General features: G+C 62.9%; 19 protein-coding genes and 1 tRNA gene. 16 read left to right on the forward strand and 4 right to left on the reverse strand.

The annotated features are described in order from the left end of the window. Positions 1-367: 367 nt before the first annotated feature. Complete coding sequence (locus RID11_RS05000; protein ID WP_350136326.1) at positions 368-763, reverse strand: DUF6524 family protein; 396 nt, start codon at positions 761-763, stop codon at positions 368-370. Positions 764-909: 146 nt separating this feature from the next. Here RID11_RS05000 and RID11_RS05005 point away from each other — a divergent pair, with 146 nt between their 5' ends. Both RID11_RS05005 and RID11_RS05010 read left to right on the forward strand, forming a co-directional pair. After that, complete coding sequence (locus RID11_RS05005; RefSeq protein WP_350136327.1) at positions 910-2,205, forward strand: adenylosuccinate synthase; 1,296 nt, start codon at positions 910-912, stop codon at positions 2,203-2,205. A 9-nt stretch (positions 2,206-2,214) separates the two neighbouring features. Further along, a complete protein-coding gene (locus tag RID11_RS05010) occupies positions 2,215-2,436 on the forward strand; it encodes a DUF2842 domain-containing protein (protein ID WP_350136328.1) in 222 nt (73 codons plus the stop codon). Between the two features lie 74 nt (positions 2,437-2,510). On the opposite strand, the gene RID11_RS05015 is transcribed toward RID11_RS05010, so the two are convergent. Then, positions 2,511-4,955 carry a GcvT family protein gene (locus RID11_RS05015; protein ID WP_350136329.1) on the reverse strand — a complete coding sequence of 815 codons (2,445 nt, stop codon included), beginning with the start codon at positions 4,953-4,955 and terminating at the stop codon, positions 2,511-2,513. Between the two features lie 254 nt (positions 4,956-5,209). On the opposite strand from RID11_RS05015, the gene RID11_RS05020 reads away from it, so the two are divergent. Continuing rightward, complete coding sequence (locus RID11_RS05020; RefSeq protein ID WP_050663443.1) at positions 5,210-5,578, forward strand: hypothetical protein; 369 nt, start codon at positions 5,210-5,212, stop codon at positions 5,576-5,578. A 185-nt stretch (positions 5,579-5,763) separates the two neighbouring features. After that, the gene (locus RID11_RS05025; RefSeq protein WP_350136330.1) at positions 5,764-8,190 is read left to right on the forward strand and encodes a GcvT family protein; all 2,427 of its coding nucleotides are present in this window, start codon (positions 5,764-5,766) and stop codon (positions 8,188-8,190) included. 277 nt (positions 8,191-8,467) lie between these two features. Here RID11_RS05025 and RID11_RS05030 read toward each other — a convergent pair whose 3' ends face one another. After that, positions 8,468-8,719 carry a hypothetical protein gene (locus tag RID11_RS05030; RefSeq protein WP_350136331.1) on the reverse strand — a complete coding sequence of 84 codons (252 nt, stop codon included), beginning with the start codon at positions 8,717-8,719 and terminating at the stop codon, positions 8,468-8,470. Positions 8,720-8,729: 10 nt separating this feature from the next. Then, the gene (locus RID11_RS05035; protein WP_350136332.1) at positions 8,730-9,383 is read right to left on the reverse strand and encodes an alpha/beta hydrolase; all 654 of its coding nucleotides are present in this window, start codon (positions 9,381-9,383) and stop codon (positions 8,730-8,732) included. A 159-nt stretch (positions 9,384-9,542) separates the two neighbouring features. Here RID11_RS05035 and iscR point away from each other — a divergent pair, with 159 nt between their 5' ends. The 12 genes from iscR (at position 9,543) to RID11_RS05095 (ending at position 23,233) form a co-directional block, all read left to right on the forward strand. Beyond that, a complete protein-coding gene (gene iscR, locus RID11_RS05040; RefSeq protein WP_074784095.1) occupies positions 9,543-10,004 on the forward strand; it encodes a Fe-S cluster assembly transcriptional regulator IscR in 462 nt (153 codons plus the stop codon). 68 nt (positions 10,005-10,072) lie between these two features. Next, on the forward strand, positions 10,073-11,116 hold the full coding sequence (locus RID11_RS05045) for a cysteine desulfurase family protein (protein ID WP_350136333.1): 1,044 nt from the start codon (positions 10,073-10,075) through the stop codon (positions 11,114-11,116). A gap of 18 nt (positions 11,117-11,134) precedes the next feature. Next, positions 11,135-12,658: a Fe-S cluster assembly protein SufB gene (sufB, locus tag RID11_RS05050; protein WP_350136334.1), complete on the forward strand. Its 1,524-nt coding sequence runs from the start codon at positions 11,135-11,137 to the stop codon at positions 12,656-12,658. Further along, positions 12,658-12,966, forward strand: coding sequence for a hypothetical protein (locus RID11_RS05055; RefSeq protein ID WP_350136335.1), 309 nt, complete (start codon positions 12,658-12,660; stop codon positions 12,964-12,966). The genes sufB and RID11_RS05055 overlap by 1 nt, the downstream gene beginning before the upstream one ends. 1 nt (position 12,967) lies before the next feature. Beyond that, positions 12,968-13,573, forward strand: coding sequence for a hypothetical protein (locus RID11_RS05060; RefSeq protein ID WP_350136336.1), 606 nt, complete (start codon positions 12,968-12,970; stop codon positions 13,571-13,573). Between the two features lie 32 nt (positions 13,574-13,605). Beyond that, positions 13,606-14,361 carry a Fe-S cluster assembly ATPase SufC gene (gene sufC, locus RID11_RS05065; RefSeq protein WP_350136337.1) on the forward strand — a complete coding sequence of 252 codons (756 nt, stop codon included), beginning with the start codon at positions 13,606-13,608 and terminating at the stop codon, positions 14,359-14,361. Beyond that, positions 14,361-15,644 carry a SufB/SufD family protein gene (locus RID11_RS05070; RefSeq protein ID WP_350136338.1) on the forward strand — a complete coding sequence of 428 codons (1,284 nt, stop codon included), beginning with the start codon at positions 14,361-14,363 and terminating at the stop codon, positions 15,642-15,644. Before sufC ends, RID11_RS05070 begins: the two co-directional genes overlap by 1 nt. Then, complete coding sequence (locus RID11_RS05075; RefSeq protein ID WP_350136339.1) at positions 15,644-16,132, forward strand: YIP1 family protein; 489 nt, start codon at positions 15,644-15,646, stop codon at positions 16,130-16,132. Before RID11_RS05070 ends, RID11_RS05075 begins: the two co-directional genes overlap by 1 nt. Further along, the gene (locus RID11_RS05080; protein ID WP_350136340.1) at positions 16,129-16,725 is read left to right on the forward strand and encodes a YIP1 family protein; all 597 of its coding nucleotides are present in this window, start codon (positions 16,129-16,131) and stop codon (positions 16,723-16,725) included. The genes RID11_RS05075 and RID11_RS05080 overlap by 4 nt, the downstream gene beginning before the upstream one ends. A 1-nt stretch (position 16,726) precedes the next feature. Next, positions 16,727-17,947, forward strand: coding sequence for a cysteine desulfurase (locus RID11_RS05085; protein WP_350136341.1), 1,221 nt, complete (start codon positions 16,727-16,729; stop codon positions 17,945-17,947). Between the two features lie 48 nt (positions 17,948-17,995). Beyond that, a tRNA-Arg gene (locus tag RID11_RS05090) sits at positions 17,996-18,072 on the forward strand. A 169-nt stretch (positions 18,073-18,241) separates the two neighbouring features. Next, the gene (locus RID11_RS05095) at positions 18,242-23,233 is read left to right on the forward strand and encodes an ExeM/NucH family extracellular endonuclease (protein WP_350136342.1); all 4,992 of its coding nucleotides are present in this window, start codon (positions 18,242-18,244) and stop codon (positions 23,231-23,233) included. The last annotated feature ends 84 nt before the right edge of the window (positions 23,234-23,317 follow it).

Consider the following 23,317-nt stretch of genomic DNA (forward strand, 5'->3'; position numbering starts at 1 on the left):
GTGACACCGGAGTTTTCATTGGCGCCGGGCTATCAATGACATGCTCCGCCTGATGTGTTGGTCGGGATCTGGCCTTGAGCTGCCGTTGCCGCATCCCGCGCGAAACGCACCGAAGGTGCCGCGCGATCGCCGGGCCGTCCCGCGGCCTGGCGATTTGATATGGCGCGCAGCGTGTCGAGGTTACAATGACGTGGCTTGGATAAAGTGCCCGCCACGACCGCTGCATCGCCAGTCCCCGGCCCTGCGATCACGCGGCACCATCTGGCGAGGTGCAACGTCAACTCCAGGCCAATTCGGGTCGTCAGTTACAGCACACGCATTCCACAGCACAGCCGCAAAGATTACGGCGCTCACCCCTAACAACCCGCTATTCGTCCACATCGTCCATGTCCGCCTGCCCCGAGAGCCTGCGGCGGACGTGGGACCAGCTGAGCCCGATGCCGAGCACCAGCGACAGCGCTATCAGTGCCAGCCAGACATTCAGCGTGGGATTGTCGAAGCTGATCAGCCCGAAATCGTGCAGCACCCAGACCAGCGCCGCCGCGATTGCCAGCACCAGCCCCATGCCGAAGCCGCCGATGGAGCGCAGCGTGGCGCGCAGGTAGATGATGTAGCCGACCAGCAGGATCAGCCCCAGCAGCACGGTCAGCGGCATCTGCGCGCTGAAATTGCCCCGTGCCCAGGTGATGAAATTCCACTCGGTCGGGTTGAAGGTCAGCGCCAGCAGCACGAAGGCCACCGCCCATCTTGCCAGAAATCCCATGTCACCCCCGCTTTTGTAATGCACGGCACCGATGTGCCGCAGGGCGAGCGCGCTGTCCAGTGCGGCGCGGTGATTTAGCTGTTTCGCCCGAGTGCGCGCGCCGTTATACCGGCGCGCGGTTTGGACCAAATGCCGAGGGGTAAATCATGGCAAATGTCGTCGTCGTCGGGGCCCAGTGGGGGGACGAGGGAAAAGGCAAGATCGTGGACTGGCTGAGCGAGCGCGCCGACGTGATCGCGCGGTTTCAGGGTGGTCACAACGCAGGCCATACCCTCGTGATCGACGGCAAGGTCTACAAGCTCAACGCGCTGCCTTCGGGCGTGGTGCGGGGCGGCAAGCTGAGCGTGATCGGCAATGGCGTGGTGCTCGACCCGTGGCATCTGGTCAAGGAAATAGCCTCGATCACTGAACAGGGCGTGACGATCACGCCCGAGACGCTGATGATCGCCGAGAACACGCCGCTGATTCTGCCGATTCACGGCGAGCTCGATCGCGCCCGCGAAGAGGCCGCGAGCAAGGGCACCAAGATCGGCACCACCGGGCGCGGCATCGGCCCCGCCTATGAGGACAAGGTGGGCCGCCGCGCGGTGCGGGTGGCCGATCTGGCCGATGAGGAGACGCTGATCGCGCGGGTGGACCGGGCGCTTCAGCATCACGACCCGCTGCGCCGGGGGCTGGGGATCGAGGCGGTGGACCGCGAGGCGCTAATTGCGCAGCTGATGGAGATCGCGCCGCAGATCCTGCCCTATGCGGCACCTGTGTGGAAAGTGCTGAACGAGCAGCGCCGGGCGGGCAAGCGCATCCTTTTCGAGGGCGCGCAGGGTGCGCTGCTGGACATTGATTTCGGCACTTATCCCTTTGTCACCTCGTCGAATGTGATCGCGGGCCAAGCGGCGACGGGCGTGGGCATCGGGCCGGGCTCGATCGACTACGTGCTGGGCATCGTCAAGGCCTATACAACGCGCGTGGGCGAGGGGCCGTTCCCGACCGAGTTGCAGGATGCTGATGGTCAGCGATTGGGCGAGCGGGGCCGCGAGTTTGGCACCGTGACGGGGCGGCAGCGGCGCTGCGGCTGGTTCGATGCCTGCCTTGTGCGGCAGACCTGTGTCACCTCGGGTGTGACCGGCATTTCCTTCACCAAGCTCGACGTGCTCGACGGGTTCGAGACGCTCAAGATCTGCGTAGGCTATGATCTGGATGGCAAGCGGCTGGATTACCTGCCGATTGCCGCCGAGGAGCAGGCCCGCTGCACGCCGGTCTACGAGGAGTTGCCGGGCTGGTCCGAATCGACCGAGGGCGCGCGCAGCTGGGCCGATCTGCCCGCCAACGCGATCAAATACGTGCGCCGCGTCGAAGAGTTGATCGACTGCCCGGTCGCGCTACTCTCCACCTCACCGGAGCGCGAGGACACCATCCTCGTGACCGACCCGTTCGCGGATTGAGGAGGCGGAATGCTCAGCTACAAGGCGCGGAAACGCTGGTCTCTGGTGGTGCTGCTGGTGGGGCTGCCAGCCTATATCGTGGCCGCTGTGAGCCTTGTGAACTGGATCGACCGGCCGTCGTTCTGGATCGAATTGCTGGTTTATGTGGGGCTGGGATTTATCTGGATCATCCCGCTCAAGCGGTTGTTCCTTGGTGTGGGGCAGGCTGACCCGGATGAACGGCAGGATTAACTACAGCTTTCACCTTTCTGAAAATACTCGAATAAACCCCGGCTCAGGTCATCACCCGCGCCGGGGTTTTGCGATCAGCCCCGCATCCGCGCCCCGTCCGCGTCAAAAAGCGGCTCGGTGATCAGCCGGGCGGCGCGGCGGTGGCCGAGGATTTCGATCTCGGCCTCAAGCCCGTCGCGCGCGCGCTCGGTCGGGATGAGGGCGAGGGCGATGGATTTTCCTGCGTGGTGCGAATAGCCCCCCGAGGTGCAGAACCCGCGCACTTCGCCCTCGATCCAGACCGGCTCATAGCCGTTCACGTCGGCATCCTCGGCCTCGACCTCAAAGGCGACGAGCGTGCGGGCGGCCCCTTGGGCGCGCTCGGCCTCTGCCGCCGCGCGGCCGATGAAATCGGTGTTCTTTTTCCACGCGATGAACCGGTCCATCCCGGTCTCGCCGGGGGTGTAATCGGGCGAGAACTCGCGCAGCCACGCGCCGAAGAACCGGTCGAGCCGCAGCGACATCATCGCGCGCATCCCGAAGGGTTTCATGCCGTGCTTTTGCCCTTCGGCCCACAGCACATCCCAGAGCGCGCGTTGCGCCATCGGGTCGCAATAGATCTCGTATCCGAGATCGCCGGTATAGCTGACGCGCTGAACGAGGCAATCGACCATGCCAAGGACCGCGGGGCGGATATCCATGAAGTTCATGTCCGCCACCTGATCACGGGTGCAGGCGGTGAGCACGTCGCGCGCCTTTGGCCCCGCGATCTGGAAGCCGTTGAGTCGATCCGAGATGTTCTCGACCCGGACGCCCGTCGCCTCGTTCTGGGCGAACCAGCGCATGTGAAACGCCTGCGCGCCATAGGAGGCGGTAAGCTGGAAGGTCTCGTCATTCAGGCACGACACGGTGAAATCGCCCCAGAGCCGTCCCTTGGGCGACAGCATCGGGGTGAGCGAGAGCCGCCCGGGCTTGGGGATGCGCCCCGCCATGATCCGGTCGAGCCAGTCGCGGGCGCCTGTGCCGCTGACGAGGTATTTGCCGAAATTGTGAACCTCGTTGATGCCGACGCCCTCGCGCACCGCGCGGACCTCGCGGGCCGTGGCCTCCCATGCGTTGGACCGGCGGAAGGACGGGGTCTCAAAGCGCGGCTCTTTTTGTTGGCCTACCGCTTCGCTGCTTGAGGCCCCATAGCCTTGCGCGAAGTAGTTGACCACCTCCAGCCCGTATTGCGCGCCCCAGACCGCGCCCATGCCATCAAAGACGTCATACATCGGCGTCTGACGGAAGGGGCGGGCGGCGGGCAGTTCCTCGTTGGGGTAGGCGACAGAGAAGCGTTTCTGATAGTTTTCAATGACTTTCGGGCGGGTGTAGCCCGGGCTGATCCAATCGCCGAAGCGGGCGACGTCCATGGCCGTCACGTCGCGTTCACACTCCCCCTCGGTCATCCATTGCGCCAACATGAGGCCGACGCCGCCGCCCTGGCTGAACCCCGCCATCACGCCGCAGGCCGACCAGTAGCCGCGCAGGCCGGGGATGGGGCCCACGAGCGGGTTGCCATCGGGCGCGAAGGTGAAGGGGCCGTGAATGACCGATTTGACGCCCGCACGCTCCAGCACGGGGAAGCGGCGATAGGCGAATTCGATGCTGGCCTCGATCTTGTCGAGATCGTCGGGCAGCAGTTCATGGCCGAAATCCCAAGGGGTGCCGTCCACCGCCCAGGGCTTGCAGGGTTGTTCATAGAAGCCGATACACAGCCCGCGCCCTTCCTGCCGCAGATAGCTTTCGCCGGCCGGGTCCATGACATGGGGGTGCTCGGCGTCGCGGTCATAGATCTCAGGCGTCTCGTCGGTGACGATATACTGGTGCTCCATCGGGTGCAGCGGCAGGTAGACGCCCGCCATCGCGCCGACCTCGCGGGCCCAGAGCCCGCCCGCGTTGACCACGTGGTCGGTGTGGATGGTGCCCTTGTCCGTCACCACATCCCATGTGCCGTCGGGGCGCTGGTTGGTCTCTTGCACCATGCAATGGGTTTCGATCTGCGCGCCGCCCATGCGCGCCGCCTTGGCATAGGCGTGGGTTGTGCCGGAGGGGTCGAGATGGCCATCCAATGGGTCATAAAGCCCGCCGATGATGCCCTCGATGTTGGTGACGGGCGCGATTTCACGGATTTCCTCGGGTGTCACGATATGGGTGTCGAGGCCCATGTAACGATGCTTGGCGCGCTCTGCGAGCATCATGTCGAAGCGGTCGCGATTGTCGGCGAGGGTCACGCCGCCGACATGATGCAGCCCGCAGGACATGCCGGTGATCTCTTCCAACTCTTTGTAAAGCCGGATCGTGTAGCCCTGAAGGGCGGCCATGTTGGTATCGCCGTTGAGGGTGTGAAACCCGCCCGCCGCATGCCAGGTGGAGCCCGAAGTGAGTTCCGAGCGCTCGAGCAGCATGACATCGGACCAGCCCAGCTTGGTCAGGTGATAGAGCACGGAACAGCCGACGACACCGCCGCCGATCACGACCACACGGGTGCTGGTTTTCATTTCACGCCTCCCTGATGATTTTGGCCGAGCCTGCCTGCCGCGCAGGAAAGATCATGTCTGTCTGCGACAAATGCTGCCGTATTTGGATCGGGGCAGAGGGTGGCGCATTCGGGAGGGGCTTGGGGAGCCATCGAAAGAATTATGCGAGAAAACAACCAGAAGACGAATCATTGAAATTTTACTCAGCTTAATATATAAGAAAGTTACCCGCAGTAATTAGCGGGGACTTTAACTTTTCCAAGGAGGCCTTTGAAATGGCACAAGATTTTTATGAATTCGACAGTGAAGCCGTTGATGCTGCGCTCGACGCCGCACGGCGCACCCATTCGGGAAACGAGAAGCTCCAGAACCTGACGGCGCAGTCGGGTTTGCCCATGGTCGGGGCGCATATCGCGGTCGCCGCGCAATGCATTGCCGTGACCATCTCGAACAATCAGGTGTGTCTCACCCTGCCCTTGGGGCTGGGCAAGCATTGTCTCCACTTGCCGGTGCACATCCCCAACGGGACCGCAGCACAGGCCTGTCTGACGATCTGCACGCATTTCGGCATCCCGACGGGTGTCAAAGTGTCGGTGGTCGTGGCAGGAAGCACGGTGTTCAGCCAAACCTTTGGTGCGTGCTGAACCGAGTCATCCCCCAGTGACCTGACCGTATATTCTTGCCCTGCGGCCTGCCCCTTCGGTGGCAGGCCGTGTTTTTTGATGTTTGGTGGTGCCTTGCATCACCGCGACAGGAATTGTCGGAAATCGGCAATCGCCGGGACGGAGCGCGCTTCAGGGTATCGGGAAGAAAAACCCGAGGGATACCCATGAAGACCCATGCACAGGCCGTCGTGATCGGCGGCGGCGTTATCGGATGCTCGATCCTCTATCACTTGGCCAAGCTGGGGTGGAGCGATGTCGTCCTGCTGGAGCGCGACGAGTTGACGAGCGGCAGCACGTGGCACGCGGCGGCCAATATTCACGGGCTGCATGACAGTGCCAATATCAGCCGTTTGCAGCATTATACGATGAACCTGTATAATGCGCTGGAGGAGGAGACTGGGCAAAGCTGCGGGGTGTTTCAGCCGGGCAGCCTCTATCTGGCGCAGACCGAGAACCGGGCGCATCAGTTGCGGTTGCAAGCCGCGAAGGCCAAGCTTTACGGGATGAATTTCCACGAGATTTCCCGGGACGAGGCCGAGCGGCTGCACCCGCTGGTGAATTTTGACGGTATCCGCTGCATCATGTACGAGCCCGATGGCGGCAACGTGGACCCCTCGGGCGTGACCAATGCCTATGCGGTGGGGGCGCGGCAGCGGGGCGCGGAGATCCATCGCTTTACCCCGGTGATGGCGACAGTGCCGCAAGCTGACGGGACGTGGATCGTCGAGACGCCGAAGGGAAATATCCGCACGCCTTGGGTGATCAATGCCGCTGGTCTCTGGGGGCGCGAGGTGGCGAAGCTGGCGGGGATCGAACTGCCGCTGCAACCGACCGAACACCAGTATTTCGTGACCGAGACAATCGCTGAGATTGCCGGGATGGATCGGCGCTTGCCCTCGGTCGCGGACCGGGACGGCGAATATTACCTGCGGCAGGAGGGCAAGGGCCTGCTGATCGGCGCCTATGAGCGCGACATGCGGTTCTGGGCGGAAGAGGGCACGCCCTTGGATTTCGCGCATGATCTTTTCCCCGACGATCTGGAGCGGATCGAGGACAACATGATGCGCGCCATCGACCGGGTTCCGGTGGTGGGCGAGGCCGGCATCAAGCGGGTGATCAACGGCCCGATGATCTGGTCGCCCGATGCCAACGTGATCCTTGGCCCGGTGCCGGAACTGAAGGGCTATTTCTGCTGTAACGGGATCATTCCGGGGTTCAGCCAATCGGCGGGCATGGGCTGGATGGTGGCGGAATGGCTGGTGCATGGCGAGATGAAATACGACATGTTCGCCTGGGACATCGCGCGGTTTGGCCTGTGGGCCAATGACCGGGAGTTTGTGAAGGCGAAGGTCAAGGATCAATACGCGCATCGCTTTGCCATCCATTACCCGAACGAGGAGCGCGCGGCGGGGCGGCCGCTGCGAGTGCGGCCCGCCTATGAGATGCAGCGCGAGATGGGCGCGGTCTTTGGCCTCAACTATGGCTGGGAACATCCGCTGTGGTTTGCGGACACGCCCGGCACCGTCGATACCAACGGCTTTACAAGGCAGAACTGGTGGGGTCCGGTGGGCGAGGAGGCGAAGATGCTGCGCGAGCGGGCGGGGATCATCGACATCTCGAATTTTGCCAAGTACCGGGTCAAGGGGCCGGGGGCGGAGGAGTGGCTCAACGCCGTCTTCGCCAACCGGATGCCGAAGGCTGTGGGCCGGTCGTGCCTGACGCCATTGATTGGCGTGCGCGGCGGGATTGCCGGGGATGCGACGGTGACGCGGCTCGCGGAGGATGAGTTCTGGGTGATCTCCTCGGGCATGGCGGAGCGCTATCACAAGCGGTTCTTCGACGCGGTGCCGCTGCCGGAGGGGACCGTGTTCGAGAGCCTGACCGAGGCGGTCTGCGGCTTCAACGTGGCGGGGCCACAGTCGCGCGAGTTGTTGCAGCGGCTGACCAATGCGTCGCTCAGCACCGAGGATTTCCCGTTCATGCGCTCGGCGAGAGTTGAGATCGCGGGCGTGGCCTGCGTGGCGCTGCGAGTGAGTTTCACCGGCGATCTGGGCTGGGAGTTGCATTGCGCCACCGAGGATCAGGCGCGGCTTTATGCGGCGCTGATCGAGGCGGGGCGCGAATTCGGTGCGGGGCCGGTGGGCAGCCGCGCGCTGATGAGCCTGCGGATCGAGAAGGGCTATGGTTCGTGGTCCCGCGAATACAGCCCCGAATACTGGCCGCAGGAGGCCGGGCTGGCGGGGCTGTGCAAGATGGAGAAGGATTTCCTGAACAAGGCGGCGCTGGAGGCGGTGATCGGAGAGGCGCCGCGTGAGCGGCTGGTGCTGCTGGCGCTGGACGAGGCGGATGTGAGTGCCTCGAATGCCGATGCGACGGGCGGTGAGCCGATCTTCAAGGATGGCGTGGGCCTGGGGCGTGTGACCTCGGGGGCTTATGGCTATGCGGTGGGGATGAGCCTGGCGCTTGGATATGTGAAGGGGGACGCCGGGCCGGGCCACGCGGTGGAGGTAATGGTGCTGGGCCAGCCGCACCGCGCGCGCATCCTGCATGAGCCGCCGTTCGATCCGGAGGGGGTGCGGCTGCGGGCGTGAGGGGAATGTGAGAGTCGGACACGGGGGGGTGTTTGGCCTGTTGCTGCCGTTAAATCCTGCCCGCGCGAAACGCACCGAAGGTGCCGCGCGATCGCCGGGCCGTCCCGCGGCCTGGCGATTTGATAGGGCGCGCAACGTGTTGCGTTTAGAATGACTTGGCTCGGATAAAGTACCAGCATCTGCCGTTGCATCGCCAGTCCCCGACCCTGCGATCACGCGGCACCTCCTGGCGGGGTGCTATGTCCCCTTCAGGCCAAAAATCGCGACGCCCGACCGTTCAGCCGTCGCCCTTGCCGGCGGCGGCCTCTTTCTCGGCCTTGAACTTCTTGAGCTTGTCCATCAGCAGCGCCCGCGCCTTGATATTGGCGCGGCGCACGCGGACGGCGGTGAGAAACGCCTCTTCGGCGGTCTGCGAGGTGGCCCCGAGCACCTTCTGGATATCGGTCACGAGATCCTCGTCACCGGTCGCTTCGATCGCCTTGATGACGTCGCGGGCCAACTCGTCTGCAAGATCCTCGGTTACACCCATGTGACGCCCCCTAGCGCGTACTCTCGGTCAGGCGGCGTTTGACATAGGTCGAGACGGTGTCGATCATGCCGTCCATGTAGGGCTCGCGGAAGAAATGGTCGGCGCCCTCGACCTCTTCATGGGTGATGGTGATGCCATGCTGTTCGTGCAGTTTGCCGACCAGCGACGTGGTATCTGCGGGTGGCGCCACGCGGTCATGGCTGCCGTTGATGATCAGACCCGAGGCCGGGCAGGGCGCGAGGAAGCTAAAATCATACATGTTGGCGGGCGGCGAGACCGAGATGAAGCCGGTGATCTCGGGGCGGCGCATCAAAAGCTGCATGCCGATCCAAGCGCCAAAGGAAAAGCCCGCGACCCAGCAATGCTTGGAATTGTTGTTCATCGATTGCAGGTAATCGAGCGCCGAGGCTGCGTCAGAGAGTTCGCCCACGCCCTGATCGTATTCGCCCTGAGACCGCCCGACGCCGCGAAAGTTGAAGCGCAGCACGGTGAAACCCATGTTATAGAAGGCGTAATGCAGGTTGTAGACGACCTTGTTGTTCATCGTGCCGCCGAATTGCGGATGCGGGTGCAGCACGATGGCGATCGGTGCGTCCTTGTCGGCTTGCGGATGGTAGCGGCCTTCGAGACGGCCTTCGGGGCCGGGAAAGATTACCTCGGGCATAGGGTCCCTTTTGTCCTTGTTGCGGGGGCTGGCGAGAATCTTGACGAATTCGCTCGACCACCTTAGAACATTTCTAAATTACGGTCAGTGCCGGACTGGCTCAGAGCGAGATAAGCCCTGCGTCGCGCAAGGTCAATCTGTTCGCGAGGGGAGAGGCCCATGAAACTCAGCACCAAGGGACGTTACGCAATGGTGGCGCTGGTCGATATCGCGCTGCAGCCCGATGGCGAGGTGGTCACCCTGGGCGAGGTGTCGCGGCGGCAGGATATCTCGTTGCCGTATCTCGAACAGCTTTTCGTCAAGCTGCGGCGCGCCGAATTGGTGACCTCGGTGCGCGGGCCCGGCGGCGGCTACCGGCTGGCGCGGCCCGCGACGGAAATCCGCGTGGCCGATGTGCTGGCGGCGGTCGACGAGACGGTGGATGCGCTGCACAAGGGCGCGGGTGCCTCGGGTGGTGCGAGTGGGTCGCGCGCGCAATCCATGGCGAACCGGCTGTGGGAAGGGCTGAGCGCACAGGTCTATGTGTTCCTGCATCAGACAAGGCTGAGCGATGTGGCGGGCAATTCGCTGGCCCCGTGCCCGGCAGTGCCGCATCTCTTTTCGGTGGTGGATGAGGACTAGACCCTTGGGACGGGTGGGGGCCAGCCCCCACACCCCCGGAGTATTGCAACCATAAAGAAACGGCAGGCATGGACAGGGTTTACCTCGATTACAATGCGACGGCCCCGCTGCGCACGGAGGCGCGCGAGGCGATGATCCACGCCATGGACCTGCTGGGCAACCCGTCGAGCGTGCATGCCGAGGGGCGCGCTGCCAAGGGGTTGGTGGAGCGGGCGCGGGCGCAGGTGGCTGCCGCGCTTGGGGCTGAAGGCGCGGATGTGATCTTTACCTCGGGGGCCACGGAAGGCGCCGCATTGGCCTGCGCCGGGCGGGGCCTGAGCGGGGCGATGATCGAGCATGATGCAATCGGCGCCTGGGTGAGCGAGGATCTGGCGGTGGATGCGGCGGGACGGGTGACGGTGGAGGACCCCGAGTGTGCGGTGCTGCAACTTGCCAATTCCGAGACCGGCGTGGTGCAGGACCTGCCCGAGGGGCTGGCGGTGAGTGACATGACGCAGGGCTTTGGCAAGTTGCCGGTGGCCTTCAACTGGTCGGGCGCGCAGATGGCGCTGGTGTCGGCGCATAAGCTGGGCGGGCCCAAGGGTGTGGGCGCGCTGGTCATTCGGCGCGGCACCGATCTGGCGGCGCAGATCCGGGGCGGCGGTCAGGAAATGGGTCGGCGTGCGGGCACCGAGAATGTCATCGGTATCGCCGGATTCGGCGCGGCGGCCGAGGCGGCGGCGCGCGATCTGGCGGCGGGGGTCTGGGATCGGGTCGAAAAACTTAGAAAGATTCTAGAATCAACTATTGCAGAGACTGGGAACGGGACTATTTTCGTCGGGAAAGACTCGGTGCGATTGCCCAACACAAGCTGCTTCATAACGCCGGGCTGGAAGGGCGAGACGCAGGTCATGGCAATGGACCTTGCAGGCTTTGCGATTTCGGCGGGCAGCGCCTGTTCGAGTGGCAAGGTCAGGGCCAGCCGGGTGTTGCGCGCCATGGGATATGACGACGCCCATGCCGGTTGCGCGATCCGTGTCTCGCTGGGACCGGATGTGACGGAAGACGAGATCATGCGCTTTGCCGAAAGCTGGCTGACGCGCTGTACAAAACATCAGGCCCGCAAGGCCTGAGAAGAAGGGAGATAGCCGATGGTTGCTTTGGACGAGACCCAAGTCAAGGAAGGCGTTGATCAGGATACGGTCGATGCGGTGCGGCAGGTCGGCGGTGCCTACAAGCACGGCTGGAACACCGATATCGAGATGGATTACGCACCGATGGGCCTGAACGAGGACATCGTGCGGCTGATCTCGTCGAAGAACGAAGAGCCGGAGTGGATGACCGAATGGCGTCTGGCGGCCTATAGGCGCTGGCTGGAGAAAAAAGAGCCCAACTGGGCGATGGTCGATTACCCCAAGATCGACTTTCAGGCGCAGTATTACTATGCGCGTCCCAAGAGCATGGCCGAAAAGCCCAAATCGCTGGATGATGTCGATCCCAAGCTGCTGGAGACCTATGCCAAGCTGGGTATTCCGCTGAAAGAGCAGATGATCCTTGCCGGGGTCGAGGGGGCCGACGAGGCCCCTGCAGAGGGCCGCAAGGTGGCCGTCGATGCGGTCTTTGACAGTGTCAGCGTCGGCACCACGTTCCAGAAGGAATTGCGCGCGGCAGGCGTGATCTTCTGTTCGATCTCCGAGGCTATCAAGGAGCACCCGGAACTGGTGAAGAAGTATCTCGGGAGCGTCGTTCCGGTCAGTGACAACTTCTATGCGACGCTGAATTCGGCGGTCTTTTCCGACGGCTCGTTCGTCTATGTGCCGCCGGGTGTGCGCTGCCCGATGGAGTTGAGCACCTATTTCCGGATCAATGCTGAAAACACCGGGCAGTTCGAGCGGACGCTGATCATCGCCGACAAGGGGTCGTTCGTGAGTTATCTTGAGGGCTGTACCGCGCCGCAGCGCGATGAGAGCCAACTGCACGCCGCCGTGGTCGAGATCATCGTCGAGGAAGACGCCGAGGTGAAGTATTCCACGGTGCAGAACTGGTATCCGGGCGATGAGAACGGCAAGGGCGGGATTTACAATTTCGTCACCAAGCGTGCCGATTGCCGGGGCGACCGGGCCAAGGTGATGTGGACGCAGGTCGAGACCGGCTCTGCGGTGACGTGGAAATACCCGTCCTGCATCCTGCGTGGCGATGACAGCCAAGGTGAGTTCTATTCCATCGCCATCGCTAACAACCATCAGCAGGCCGATACCGGCACCAAGATGATCCATCTGGGCAAGAACACCCGGTCGCGTATCGTGTCAAAAGGGATCAGCGCGGGGGTGGCGCAGAACACCTATCGCGGGCTCGTCTCGATGCATCCCAAGGCCAAGAACAGCCGCAATTATACGCAATGCGACAGCCTGTTGATCGGTGACAAATGCGGGGCGCATACGGTGCCTTACATCGAGGTCAAGAACAACTCCTCCCGCGTGGAGCATGAGGCGACCACCTCCAAGGTCGATGACGACCAGATGTTCTATTGCCGCTCGCGCGGGATGGACGAGGAAGAGGCCGTGGCGCTCGTGGTTAACGGCTTCTGTCGCGACGTGCTGCAGGCGCTGCCGATGGAGTTCGCCATGGAGGCGCAACAACTGGTGGCGATCTCGCTGGAAGGGTCTGTTGGCTGATGACCGGGCAGGGCACCATCAACGGTCCGCAGCGGCTCGCGATTGCGTGGCTGACGCGGTTTCCGCCGCGGTTGCGGCAGGAGGGGCGGCGGCTTGGCCTGTTGATCCTCGGGCATCTCACGATCTTCCTGCTGGCGCTGGGCCATGACGAGATTGTCGCGGAATGCGTGGAGAACGGGATGATCGCCGCGCACCGGGCCGAAACGGTCGAGCTGGTCATCGGGCTGGGCCTGTTCCTGTGCTGGAGCGTGCTGACCGTCGCAATGGTGCGGATGATTGACCGGGCGCGCGCCGGTGTGCTGGACTGACATGCAGGACGCAGTGACCATAGCGCGGCCCGAGTTGACGCTGCCCGAGGCGGAGGCGGCGCATCTGCGGGAGGCCTATGAGCAGGCGGCGGTGATTCTCGAATACGGATCCGGCGGCTCTACCGTGATGGCCGCCGAGATGCCGGGCAAGACGGTGATGTCAGTCGAGAGCGACACGGACTGGGCGCAGATGATGCGCGACTGGTTCGCGAAAGCCGCGCCCGCCCATGGCACGACGGTCGATGTGATCTGGTCCGATATCGGGCCGACCAAGCAATGGGGCTTTCCCAAGGACCAAAGCGGCTGGTCGCGTTATGCGCAATATCCGCTGGCGGTCTGGGACCTGGACACGTTTCAGCAGCCCGACGTGGTGCTGATCGACGGGCGGTTCCGGGTGGGCTGTGCGATGGCCGTGGCGCTGCGCACGACGCGGCCGGTGACGCTGCTCTTCGACGATTATGTGCCGCGCAAGCAGTATCACCGGATCGAGCAATACATCGGAGCACCGCGCCGGGTGATCGGGCGAATGGCCGAATTCGAGGTGGCCCCGATGCCGCTGCGGCCGGAAATGCTCTTGACGACGATAGAGATGATGCAGCGGCCCTGAGGCCGCGAAGACAATAGGAAGGACATAATAAAATGTTGGAAATCAAGAACCTGCACGTCGATCTTGAAGACGAGGACAAGAGCATTCTAAAGGGTGTGGACCTGACCGTCGAAGCGGGCAAGGTGCATGCGATCATGGGGCCGAACGGGTCTGGCAAATCGACGCTGAGCTATGTTCTGTCGGGGCGCGACGGCTATGAGGTCACGCAGGGCTCGGCCACGCTTGACGGGGTTGACCTGCTGGCTCTGGAGCCAGAGGAGCGCGCCGCCGAGGGGCTGTTTCTGGCGTTTCAATATCCTGTCGAGATCCCCGGCGTGGGCAACATGACCTTTCTGCGCACCGCCGTGAACGCGCAGCGCAAGGCGCGCGGTCAGGACGAGATGAGCGCCGCTGATTTCCTCAAGGAGGTGCGCGAGAAGGCCAAGACGCTCAAGATCGACGCCGACATGCTCAAGCGTCCGGTCAATGTTGGCTTTTCCGGCGGTGAGAAGAAGCGCAACGAGATCCTGCAGATGGCGATGCTGGCCCCCAAGATGTGCATTCTCGATGAGACCGACTCGGGTCTCGATGTGGATGCGATGAAGCTGGTGGCCGAGGGTGTGAACGCGCTGCGCGACGAGGGGCGCGGGTTTCTGGTGATCACCCACTATCAGCGCCTGCTGGATCACATCAAGCCGGACGTGGTGCACATCATGTCGGAGGGCCGGATCATCAAGAGCGGCGGGCCGGAACTGGCGCATGAAGTCGAGAAGAACGGCTATGAAAACCTGAAGGCAGAGGTGGCGTGATGGCTTTGGACGATACCAAGCATTCGGCCACCGAGACGCGGCTGGCGTCGATGGTCGTGCCCGATGTCGGCTGTACCGCCGAGGCGCGGCAAGAGGCGCTGGCGCGGTTGCGCAGCATGGGCCTGCCGCATCGTCGTGATGAATACTGGAAATTCACCCGCCCTGACACTCTGGTGCAGCCCGAGCCGCCGCAGGCGGCGCTGTTCGACGATGGCGAAGCTCCGGTCTTCGACAGTTTCGACCGGCTCAAGATCGTTTTTGTGGACGGGCTGTTCGATCCCGAGTTGTCAGATGATCTGACGCTGGAGGGGGTCGTAATCGACCGTTTGGAAGATGTTTGCTGCAGCAACGAGCACTGGGCCGAGGATTTTTACGGAACGCTGGAAGCGGCCGGTCAGGTGCCGGTCGAGCGGCCGCTGGCCGCGCTCAACACCGCCTATGCGGGCGACGGTGTGACCATCCGTGTGACCGGACGCCCGAGCAAGCCGATCAACCTGATCTATACCCATGAGGCGACCGCGTCGGACGTGTTCCTGCATCATGTGGTGCGGGTCGAGGAGGGTGCCTGCGCGACGATCCTCGAAAACGGGCCGGCGGCGGCGCGGTTCAACAACTGCATGGAGGTGGACGTGGCCGATGGCGGCACCCTTCATGTGGTGCGCGCGCAGGGCCGCGACCACGAGCGGCGCGCGGTCACCAATCTCTTTGCCCGGCTGGGGCGCGAAAGCGTCTTCAAATGCTTTACCCTGACCGCCAATGGCGTGCTGACGCGCAATGAATGCGTGGTGACGCTGACCGGGGATGATGCGGTGGCCCATGTGGCCGGGGCCGCCATGGGCGACGGTGATTTCCATCAGGATGACACCGTGTTCATCACCCATGACGCCGAGCGCTGCGAGAGCCGTCAGGTCTTCAAGAAGGTGCTGAGCAATGGTGCGGTTGGCGTGTTCCAGGGCAAGATCCTGGTCAAGCCCGGCGCGCAGAAGACCGATGGCTACCAGATCAGCCAGTCGATGCTGCTGGATGGCGATAGCGAGTTCCTGGTCAAGCCGGAACTGGAAATCTACGCCGATGACGTGGCCTGTTCGCATGGTTCCACCTCGGGGGCGATCGACGAGGATGCGCTCTATTACCTGCGCGCGCGGGGGCTTCCGAAGGATATCGCGACGGACCTTTTGACCCTTGCGTTCGTCGCCGAGGCGGTCGAGGAGATCGAGGACGACGCCCTGCGCGAAGAGATCAACGGGCAGTTGGCAACCTGGCTGGACTGGCGCAAGGGCTGATGCCGGTCACAAGCGACATCGTCGCCACCTATCGCGGGCCGCGCCGGGTGGTGCGGCGACTGCTGGATATAGGCGAGCGCGAGGATCGCGCGCTGATACTCGTGATTACGGCATGTGTCTTGATTTTCGTGGCTCAAGCGCCTTGGCAAGCGCGCTTGGCACACTTTGACCCATCGGTACCGATAGAAGCTCGCCTCTACTGGAGCAGCTTTTTCTGGATACTGATAATGCCTCTATTACTGTATCTTTTAGCATTCTTGAGTCATTTGGTTGCCCGTACATTAGGAGGGAATGGTTCAGGCTATGGTGCGCGAATTGCGCTTTTCTGGGCATTTTTGGCCGTGTCACCAGTGTCTCTGCTACTAGGAATCGTGGCGGGCTTTGTCGGCCCCGGGCCGGGATTGCAGGGGGTCGGGCTGATCTGGTGTGGTGTTTTTGGCTGGTTCTGGCTATCCGGTCTGCGAGAGGCGGAATGGAGCAGCGCATGATACCCGATCACTTCAAGGAGCTGGTGCGGCAGACGCTGTTCCAGCCGCATGAGGCGGCGCGCGCGCTGATCGAGATGCGGTTGCCCCGGCAGGGGCTGTGGATGGCGCTTGCGCTGTTGTCGGTCCTGAATTCGATCGTCTACTCGCTGTCGCTGCAACTCAGCCCGCCGACTGATCCCTCGGCAGCACTGATGCCGCCTGCGTTTCATTCGCCGATCCTGTTCGCAATTTTCCTGTTCGGGGCCTTGGCAATCACGGTGATCGCGCTCCATTACGTGGGGCAGGGTCTGGGTGGTGCGCCCGGGTCGATGGACGACATCCTTGTCCTGCTGACGTGGTTGCAGGTGTTGCGTCTTATGGTGCAACTGGCAGTGTTGGTACTGGCGCTCGTGGCGCCCGTACTTGGTGCGCTTGTGGTGATGGTCGCGGCGGTCTGGGGCATTTACATATTGATTAGCTTTGTCGATGCCGCGCATCGCTTCGGCAACATGTTCAAGGCGGCAGGGGTCATTATCCTGTCGCTCGTGGCGATGGCGATCGGGCTGAGCGCGTTTCTCAGTCTTGTCGGGGTCGTCGTGATGGGAGGGGGCTGAGATGCTCGATGTCGAAAAAATCCGCGCCGATTTCCCGATTCTCGCACGAGACGTGAACGGCAAGCCCTTGGTTTACCTTGATAACGGGGCCTCGGCGCAAAAGCCGCAGGTGGTGATCGACGCGATCACCACGGCCTATGCCCATGAATATGCCAATGTGCATCGCGGCCTGCATTACCTGAGCAACCTTGCCACCGAGAAATATGAGGGCGTGCGCGGCACCATCGCGCGATTCCTCGGGGTGGCGGATGAGGAGCAGATCGTGCTCAATTCCGGCACCACCGAGGGGATCAACATGGTCGCCTATGGCTGGGCCATGCCCCGGATGGAGGCGGGTGACGAGATATTGCTGTCGGTGATGGAGCATCACGCCAATATCGTGCCCTGGCATTTCCTGCGCGAGCGGCAGGGCGTGGCGCTGAAATGGGTGGATGTGGATTCGCGCGGCTATCTCGACCCGCAAAAGATCATCGACGCCATCACGCCCAAGACCAAGCTGATCGCAATCACACATCTTTCCAATGTCTTGGGAACCAAAGTTGATGTGAAGGCGATTTGCGATGCGGCCCGTGAAAAAGGCGTGCCGGTGCTCGTGGACGGCTCTCAGGCGGCGGTGCATATGCCGGTCAATCTCGACGATCTGGGCTGCGATTTCTACGCCATCACCGGGCACAAGCTTTATGGTCCCTCGGGCTCTGGCGCGATCTTCGTGCGACGCGAGCGCCTCGCCGAGATGCGCCCCTTCATGGGCGGCGGTGACATGATCCGCGAGGTCAGCAAGGATCATGTCAGCTATAACGACCCGCCGATGAAATTCGAGGCGGGCACGCCGGGCATCGTGCAGACCATCGGTCTGGGCGTGGCGCTGGACTACATGATGGGCGTCGGCATGCAGGATATCGCGCGGCATGAGGACGATCTGTGCCACTACGCGCAGGAACGTCTTGCGGGGCTCAACTGGCTGAGCGTGCAGGGCACCACGCCTGACAAGGCGGCGATTTTTTCGTTCACCATGGACGGGGCCGCGCATGCGCATGACATCTCGACCATCCTCGACAAGAAGGGGGTTGCGGTGCGCGCGGGGCATCATTGTGCCGGGCCGCTGATGGATCACCTTGGCGTCACGGCCACCTGCCGTGCGTCTTTCGCGATGTACAACACCCGCGCCGAGGTTGACGCGCTGATCGACGCGCTGGAACTGGCCCACGAGCTTTTCGACTGAATTTGCGATTGCGGGGTCGCAATGGCCCCGCTATACGGTGCCTCAAGTGGACCCATAGCTCAGCTGGATAGAGCGCTGCCCTCCGAAGGCAGAGGCCTCAGGTTCGAATCCTGATGGGTCCGCCACTTGCCCCACAGTCTGAGAATACGTGGTTGGCGGCGGTGTCGCGCGGGCAGATCCGGAGATCCCACAAGCCACTCGGAGCGGGGTCGCCCAATCGCCGTGTTTGACACAATTTCTATACGTTGACCTGCCAAACCTGCGTTCATCTTGGGTGTATTCGGGGGAATCGGCATGACCACGTGGTGGCGTAGCTTTCAATTTGGCAACAACAACTCCAACCTTCTGACCGGGTCGGGCAACAGGGATCACCTGTTCGGGTTCGGCGGCAACGACAGCCTTGACGGCGGGGCCGGGCGCGACAAGCTTTTTGGCGGTCGTGGAGACGATAATCTGGCCGGTGGCGCGGGCAACGATTTTCTGAACGGCGGGCGCGGTTTTGACACGGCGATCTACGAAGGCGGTTTCGACGATTACGACATTTCGGTGCGCGGCGGCTGGTTCGGGCGGACGGCGACGGTATCGAGCGTGACTGCGACGGTGGCCGATGCGGGCCGCGACCTGCTGACCGGGGTCGATGCGCTGTATTTTGCGGCGGATGATCTGACGATATTTATCAACGGGCGCAACAACGCGGTGATCGCGGGCGATGACAGCGCCACGGTGAGCGAAGATGGCACAACCGGTATCGCGGTGGCGGACCTTTTGGCGAATGACCGGGATTTTGACGGCGATAGCGTCGCAATCACAGCGGTGTCGGCCAATTCCGAGGCCGGGGCCTCGGTGCGGATCGATGGTGATCAGGTGGTGTATGATCCCGGCACGATCTTCGATCATCTGGACGATGGTGAAACGGCCACCGACAGCTTTACCTACTCGGTCGATGACGGTCGGGGCGGCGTGAGCGAGGCGACGGTGACCGTGACCATCGAGGGGGCCAATGACGCCCCGGTCCTGTCGGCCCGCGCCGCTGTGACCATCGATGAGAACAGCATTGCCGTTCCGGCGGATATTCTGGCCAGTGACGTCGATGGCGACGCGCTCAGCTTTGCGATCACCGGCGGGGCGGATGCCGCGCTGTTTGCCATCGACGCGACGACCGGCGCGCTTAGCTTTGCATCGGCACCGGATTTTGAGGCACCGGGCGACGCGGGTGGCGACAATGTCTATGACGTGCAGATCGGCGTCAGCGACGGGGATGTGACCACGACCGCCGATATCGCCGTGACCGTTGCCGATGTCGAGGAAATCGACGCGCGGATCAACGAATTTCACTACGACAATGCGGGCACTGACGTCGGCGAGTTCGTCGAAGTGCGGGTTGGCGCGGGGCAGGACGCCTCGGGCCTGTTGCTGGAATTCTACCGCGACAGCGGCACTGTCTATGACAGCCGCAGCCTGCCCGATGCACCGGTCAGCAGCGAGGGCGGGTTCGACTATTACCTTGTCGAACTGCCCACCAACGGCATTCAGAACGGCGCTGCGGACGGGATCGCGCTGTCGAACGCTGGCACGCTCATCGAACTGCTGAGCTATGAGGGTACGCTGACCGCCACCGAGGGCAGCGCCATCGGCGTCATCTCGACCGATATCGGCGTGGCCGAGGGCAGCGGCACACCTATCGGTGCATCGCTGGAGCGGGATGAGGAGGGCGAGGGCTGGTCGGTCGCCGATCAGGACACGCGCGGGCTCAACAACGATTTCGTGCCGTTGGCTCAGCTTGTCATCTCGGAGATCATGCAGAACCCTGCGGCGGTGTCGGACAATGACGGCGAATATTTCGAGATATTCAATGCCGGTGACAGCGCGGTTGATCTCAATGGCTTTACCATCTCGGACAATGATTTCGATGCCCATTTGATCGACAATGGTGGCCCGCTTTTGCTGGCAGCCGGAGAGTTCCTGGTACTGGGGCGCAATGCCGACACGGCCAGCAATGGTGGCGTGGCGGTGGATTACCAGTATAGCGGCGTCGCGCTCGCCAACGGGGCTGATGAAGTCGTGATCACCGATACGCTTGGTCGCGAAGTGGACCGCGTCGAATATGACGGCGGCCCTGGCTTCCCCGATCCTAACGGCGCGGCGATGGAACTGGTCGATCTGGCGGCCGACAATAACGACGGCGTAAACTGGACGACGGCGACACAGAGTTTTGGCGCGGGCGATCTGGGCACGCCGGGGGCGGAGAACGGCACGCCGCCGCAGGTCTTTGTCGGACGGATCAACGAGTTTCACTATGACAATGCCGGGGCTGATATCGGCGAATTCATCGAGGTGCGCGTCGCGGCGGGCACCGATGTCAGCGCCACGACGCTGGCGCTCTATAACGGCAATGGCGGTGGGCTCTACAATACGCTGACGCTGCCTGCGGCCCCGACCTCCTCGGATGGCAGCTTTGATTATTACGTTGTCGATGCGCCGGGCCTGCAAAACGGCGGGCCGGACGGGATTGCGCTGGTCAATGGCGGCACGGTGATCGAGTTCCTCAGCTATGAGGGCACGATGACCGCTGCGGACGGGCCTGCGGCGGGGCTGAGTTCCACCGATGTCGAGGTGGCCGAGGCGAGCGGCACACCCGAGGGCTTTTCGTTGCAACGCAATGACGATGGCACATGGCGCGCGCCCGAGGCCGAGACCCGGGGTGCCGCCAATGACGGCGGAACGCCGCCGGCGGATGTGGCGATCAACGAATTCCGCGTCTCCAGCGGCGGGGCGAGTGACGACACCTCAAATTTTGTGGAGTTGAGTGCTGCGCCGGGGCAAGGCTTTGACGGGCTGACCTTGCTCGCCATCTCGGGTGAGTTCGAGCCCGGACAGGTCGATTTCGCGATCTCTCTGGATGGCGCCGTGGCGGATGAAAACGGCTTCTTGCTGATCGCGGAAGAGAGCAACCCGGCGCTTGAGATCGGCGATGTGGGTGTTGCGGGGCTGGATTTCTTCGGCTCACCGCAAAGCTTCCTCGTGGTGGACGGCTTTACCGGCAATGCGGGTGACGATCTGGATGCCGACAATGACGGCGCGCTTGACAGCGATGTCGGCGCGATCCTGGCCTCGCTGTCGCTGGTCGATGGCGATACCACGCCGGATGTCAATTACAGCCGCGATGTGTTTGGTCCCGATGGAAATTTCACCCCGGCGGGCGGTGCGCGTAACCCCGACGGCAGTGGAGATTTCACCCAACTGGAGTTCGGCGATACTTCGGCCGACACGCCCGGTGCCACCAATGCCGCTGGTCCGGCGACCCCGGCGCTGATCTCCGAGGTGCAGGGCGCAGGCCCGGTCGCGGCGCGCTTTGGTGAGGTCGTGACGGTGAGTGCGGTGGTCACATACCTCGTCGATGACGGTTTCTTCCTGCAGGAAGAGGATGCCGACAGCGACGGCAATGATGCCACCTCTGAGGGGATCTTCGTCTTCACCGGCGGGGCGGACCTTCCGAACCTTGGCGATCAGGTGTCGGTCACTGGCACGGTGACGGAGTTTTTCGAGGAAACCCAGATCGGCGATGTCACCAATGTGACCTTGCAATCCTCGGGCAACCCGATGCCGACCATGGCCGAGATCATGCTCTCCGAAAGCGCCTCGGATTTTGAGGCGGTGGAGGGGATGCGCTTTCGTCTTTCCAGCGGCATCGTTGAACAAGAGATTACCGTGATCGAGAATTTCAATCTCGACCGCTTTGGCGAGATCACGGTGAGTGCGGGCACCCAGACCCAGGCCACGCAGCTGTTCGATGCGCAGACCGAGGCCGCGCAGGTGGCGCAGGTGATAGAGGACAACCTCAACAATCGCCTGATCATCGATGACGGGCAGTCGGGGCAGAACCCGGATGCGTTCGAGTTCATTCCGAACCTGACACCGGGCGACAACGGCAACGGTATCCTTGATGCAGGTGATACCTTTACCGCAGAGGGGGCGACGCTGCGCCTTGGCTCGCAAATCATCGGGGTGACCGGCGATGCGGGACAGGACGACATCACCGGCGTGATGCGGTTCAGTTTCGACGAGTACCGGATGCTGGTCGACGGGCAACTGGTGGTCGATCCGGCCACCAACGAAGGCGCGCGCCCCGCGACGCCCGAAGATGTGGGTGGCGACATTCAGGTGGCCGCGTTCAACGTGCTGAATTATTTCACCTCGTTCAGCGACGGCGCGGCGACCAACCCTGCCGGGCAGGCGCGCGGGGCATCAACGGCCAGCGATCTGGAGCGGCAGACCACCAAGCTGGTCGAGGCCTTCTTCGAGACCGGGGCCGAGGTCTTTGGCATCCAGGAGATCGAGAATAATGGCTTTGGCGACGGTTCGGCCATCATGGCCTTCGTCGATGCGCTCAATGCCGAGGCGGCGTTGCGCGGCTCTGCGTCCAGCTTTGCCTTTGTCGACCCAACCACCGATGGCGGCCCCATCGGCACCGATGCGATCATCAACGGCCTGATCTACGACACCACCGCCGTCGATCTTGTCAGTTCCGATTTCAACGTCTTCACCGAGGCGTCGGCGGCAGAGACCTTTGCGCTTGCCGATGTGCTCAATCCGTTCGTCAGCTCCGGCGATCAGTTGGGGGACTTCCAGCGCAACCGCCCCACGGTTGCGGCGGAGTTCGAGGACAAGATATCCGGTGCTACCTTCACCGTCTCCTCCAACCACTTCAAATCCAAGGGTGACAGCGGCCTTGTGGATCTGGCCGAGGCGGCGCAGGCGTTTCTCGATGGCGGCGGCAGCGGCTTCACCCAAGCCGATATCGACGCGCTGCGGGCTGACCCGAACTTCGATCAGGGCGATGGTCAGGGCTTCTGGAACGCGGTGCGCGCGGATGCGGCGGGTGAGCTCGCCGACTGGATCGAGACCGGGTATAACGGCACCGGCACCGAGAATGCGCTTTTGCTGGGCGACTTCAACGCCTATGCCAAGGAAGACCCGGTGCAGACCATCGCCGAGGACCCGGGTTATGTCGATCTGATCGACAATTTCATTGGGCAGGAAGACGCGTTCAGCTTCATCTTCGACGGCCAGCAGGGCACGCTCGATCAGGCGCTTGCCTCGGAGGATATCGCCGCGCTCGTCACCGGTGTGACCGAGTGGCACATCAACGCGCAGGAGCCGGATCTGCTGAACTACAACAGCCGCTTCAACGATCCCGGCTTCTTCAGCGAGGATGTGTTCGCCTCGTCCGACCACGATCCGCTGATTGTCGGGCTCGACACGCAGCCGGAATTTTTGGTCGCCTGACGCAACGCCCCGGCCATCCTGTGGGTTGCCGGGGCATTTCATGGTCTGAGGGTCCATCGGCGCGCTTGACTGCCTTGGCGCGCC

It is taken from the genome of Roseovarius sp. (assembly GCF_040219995.1).
Classification (GTDB): domain Bacteria; phylum Pseudomonadota; class Alphaproteobacteria; order Rhodobacterales; family Rhodobacteraceae; genus Roseovarius.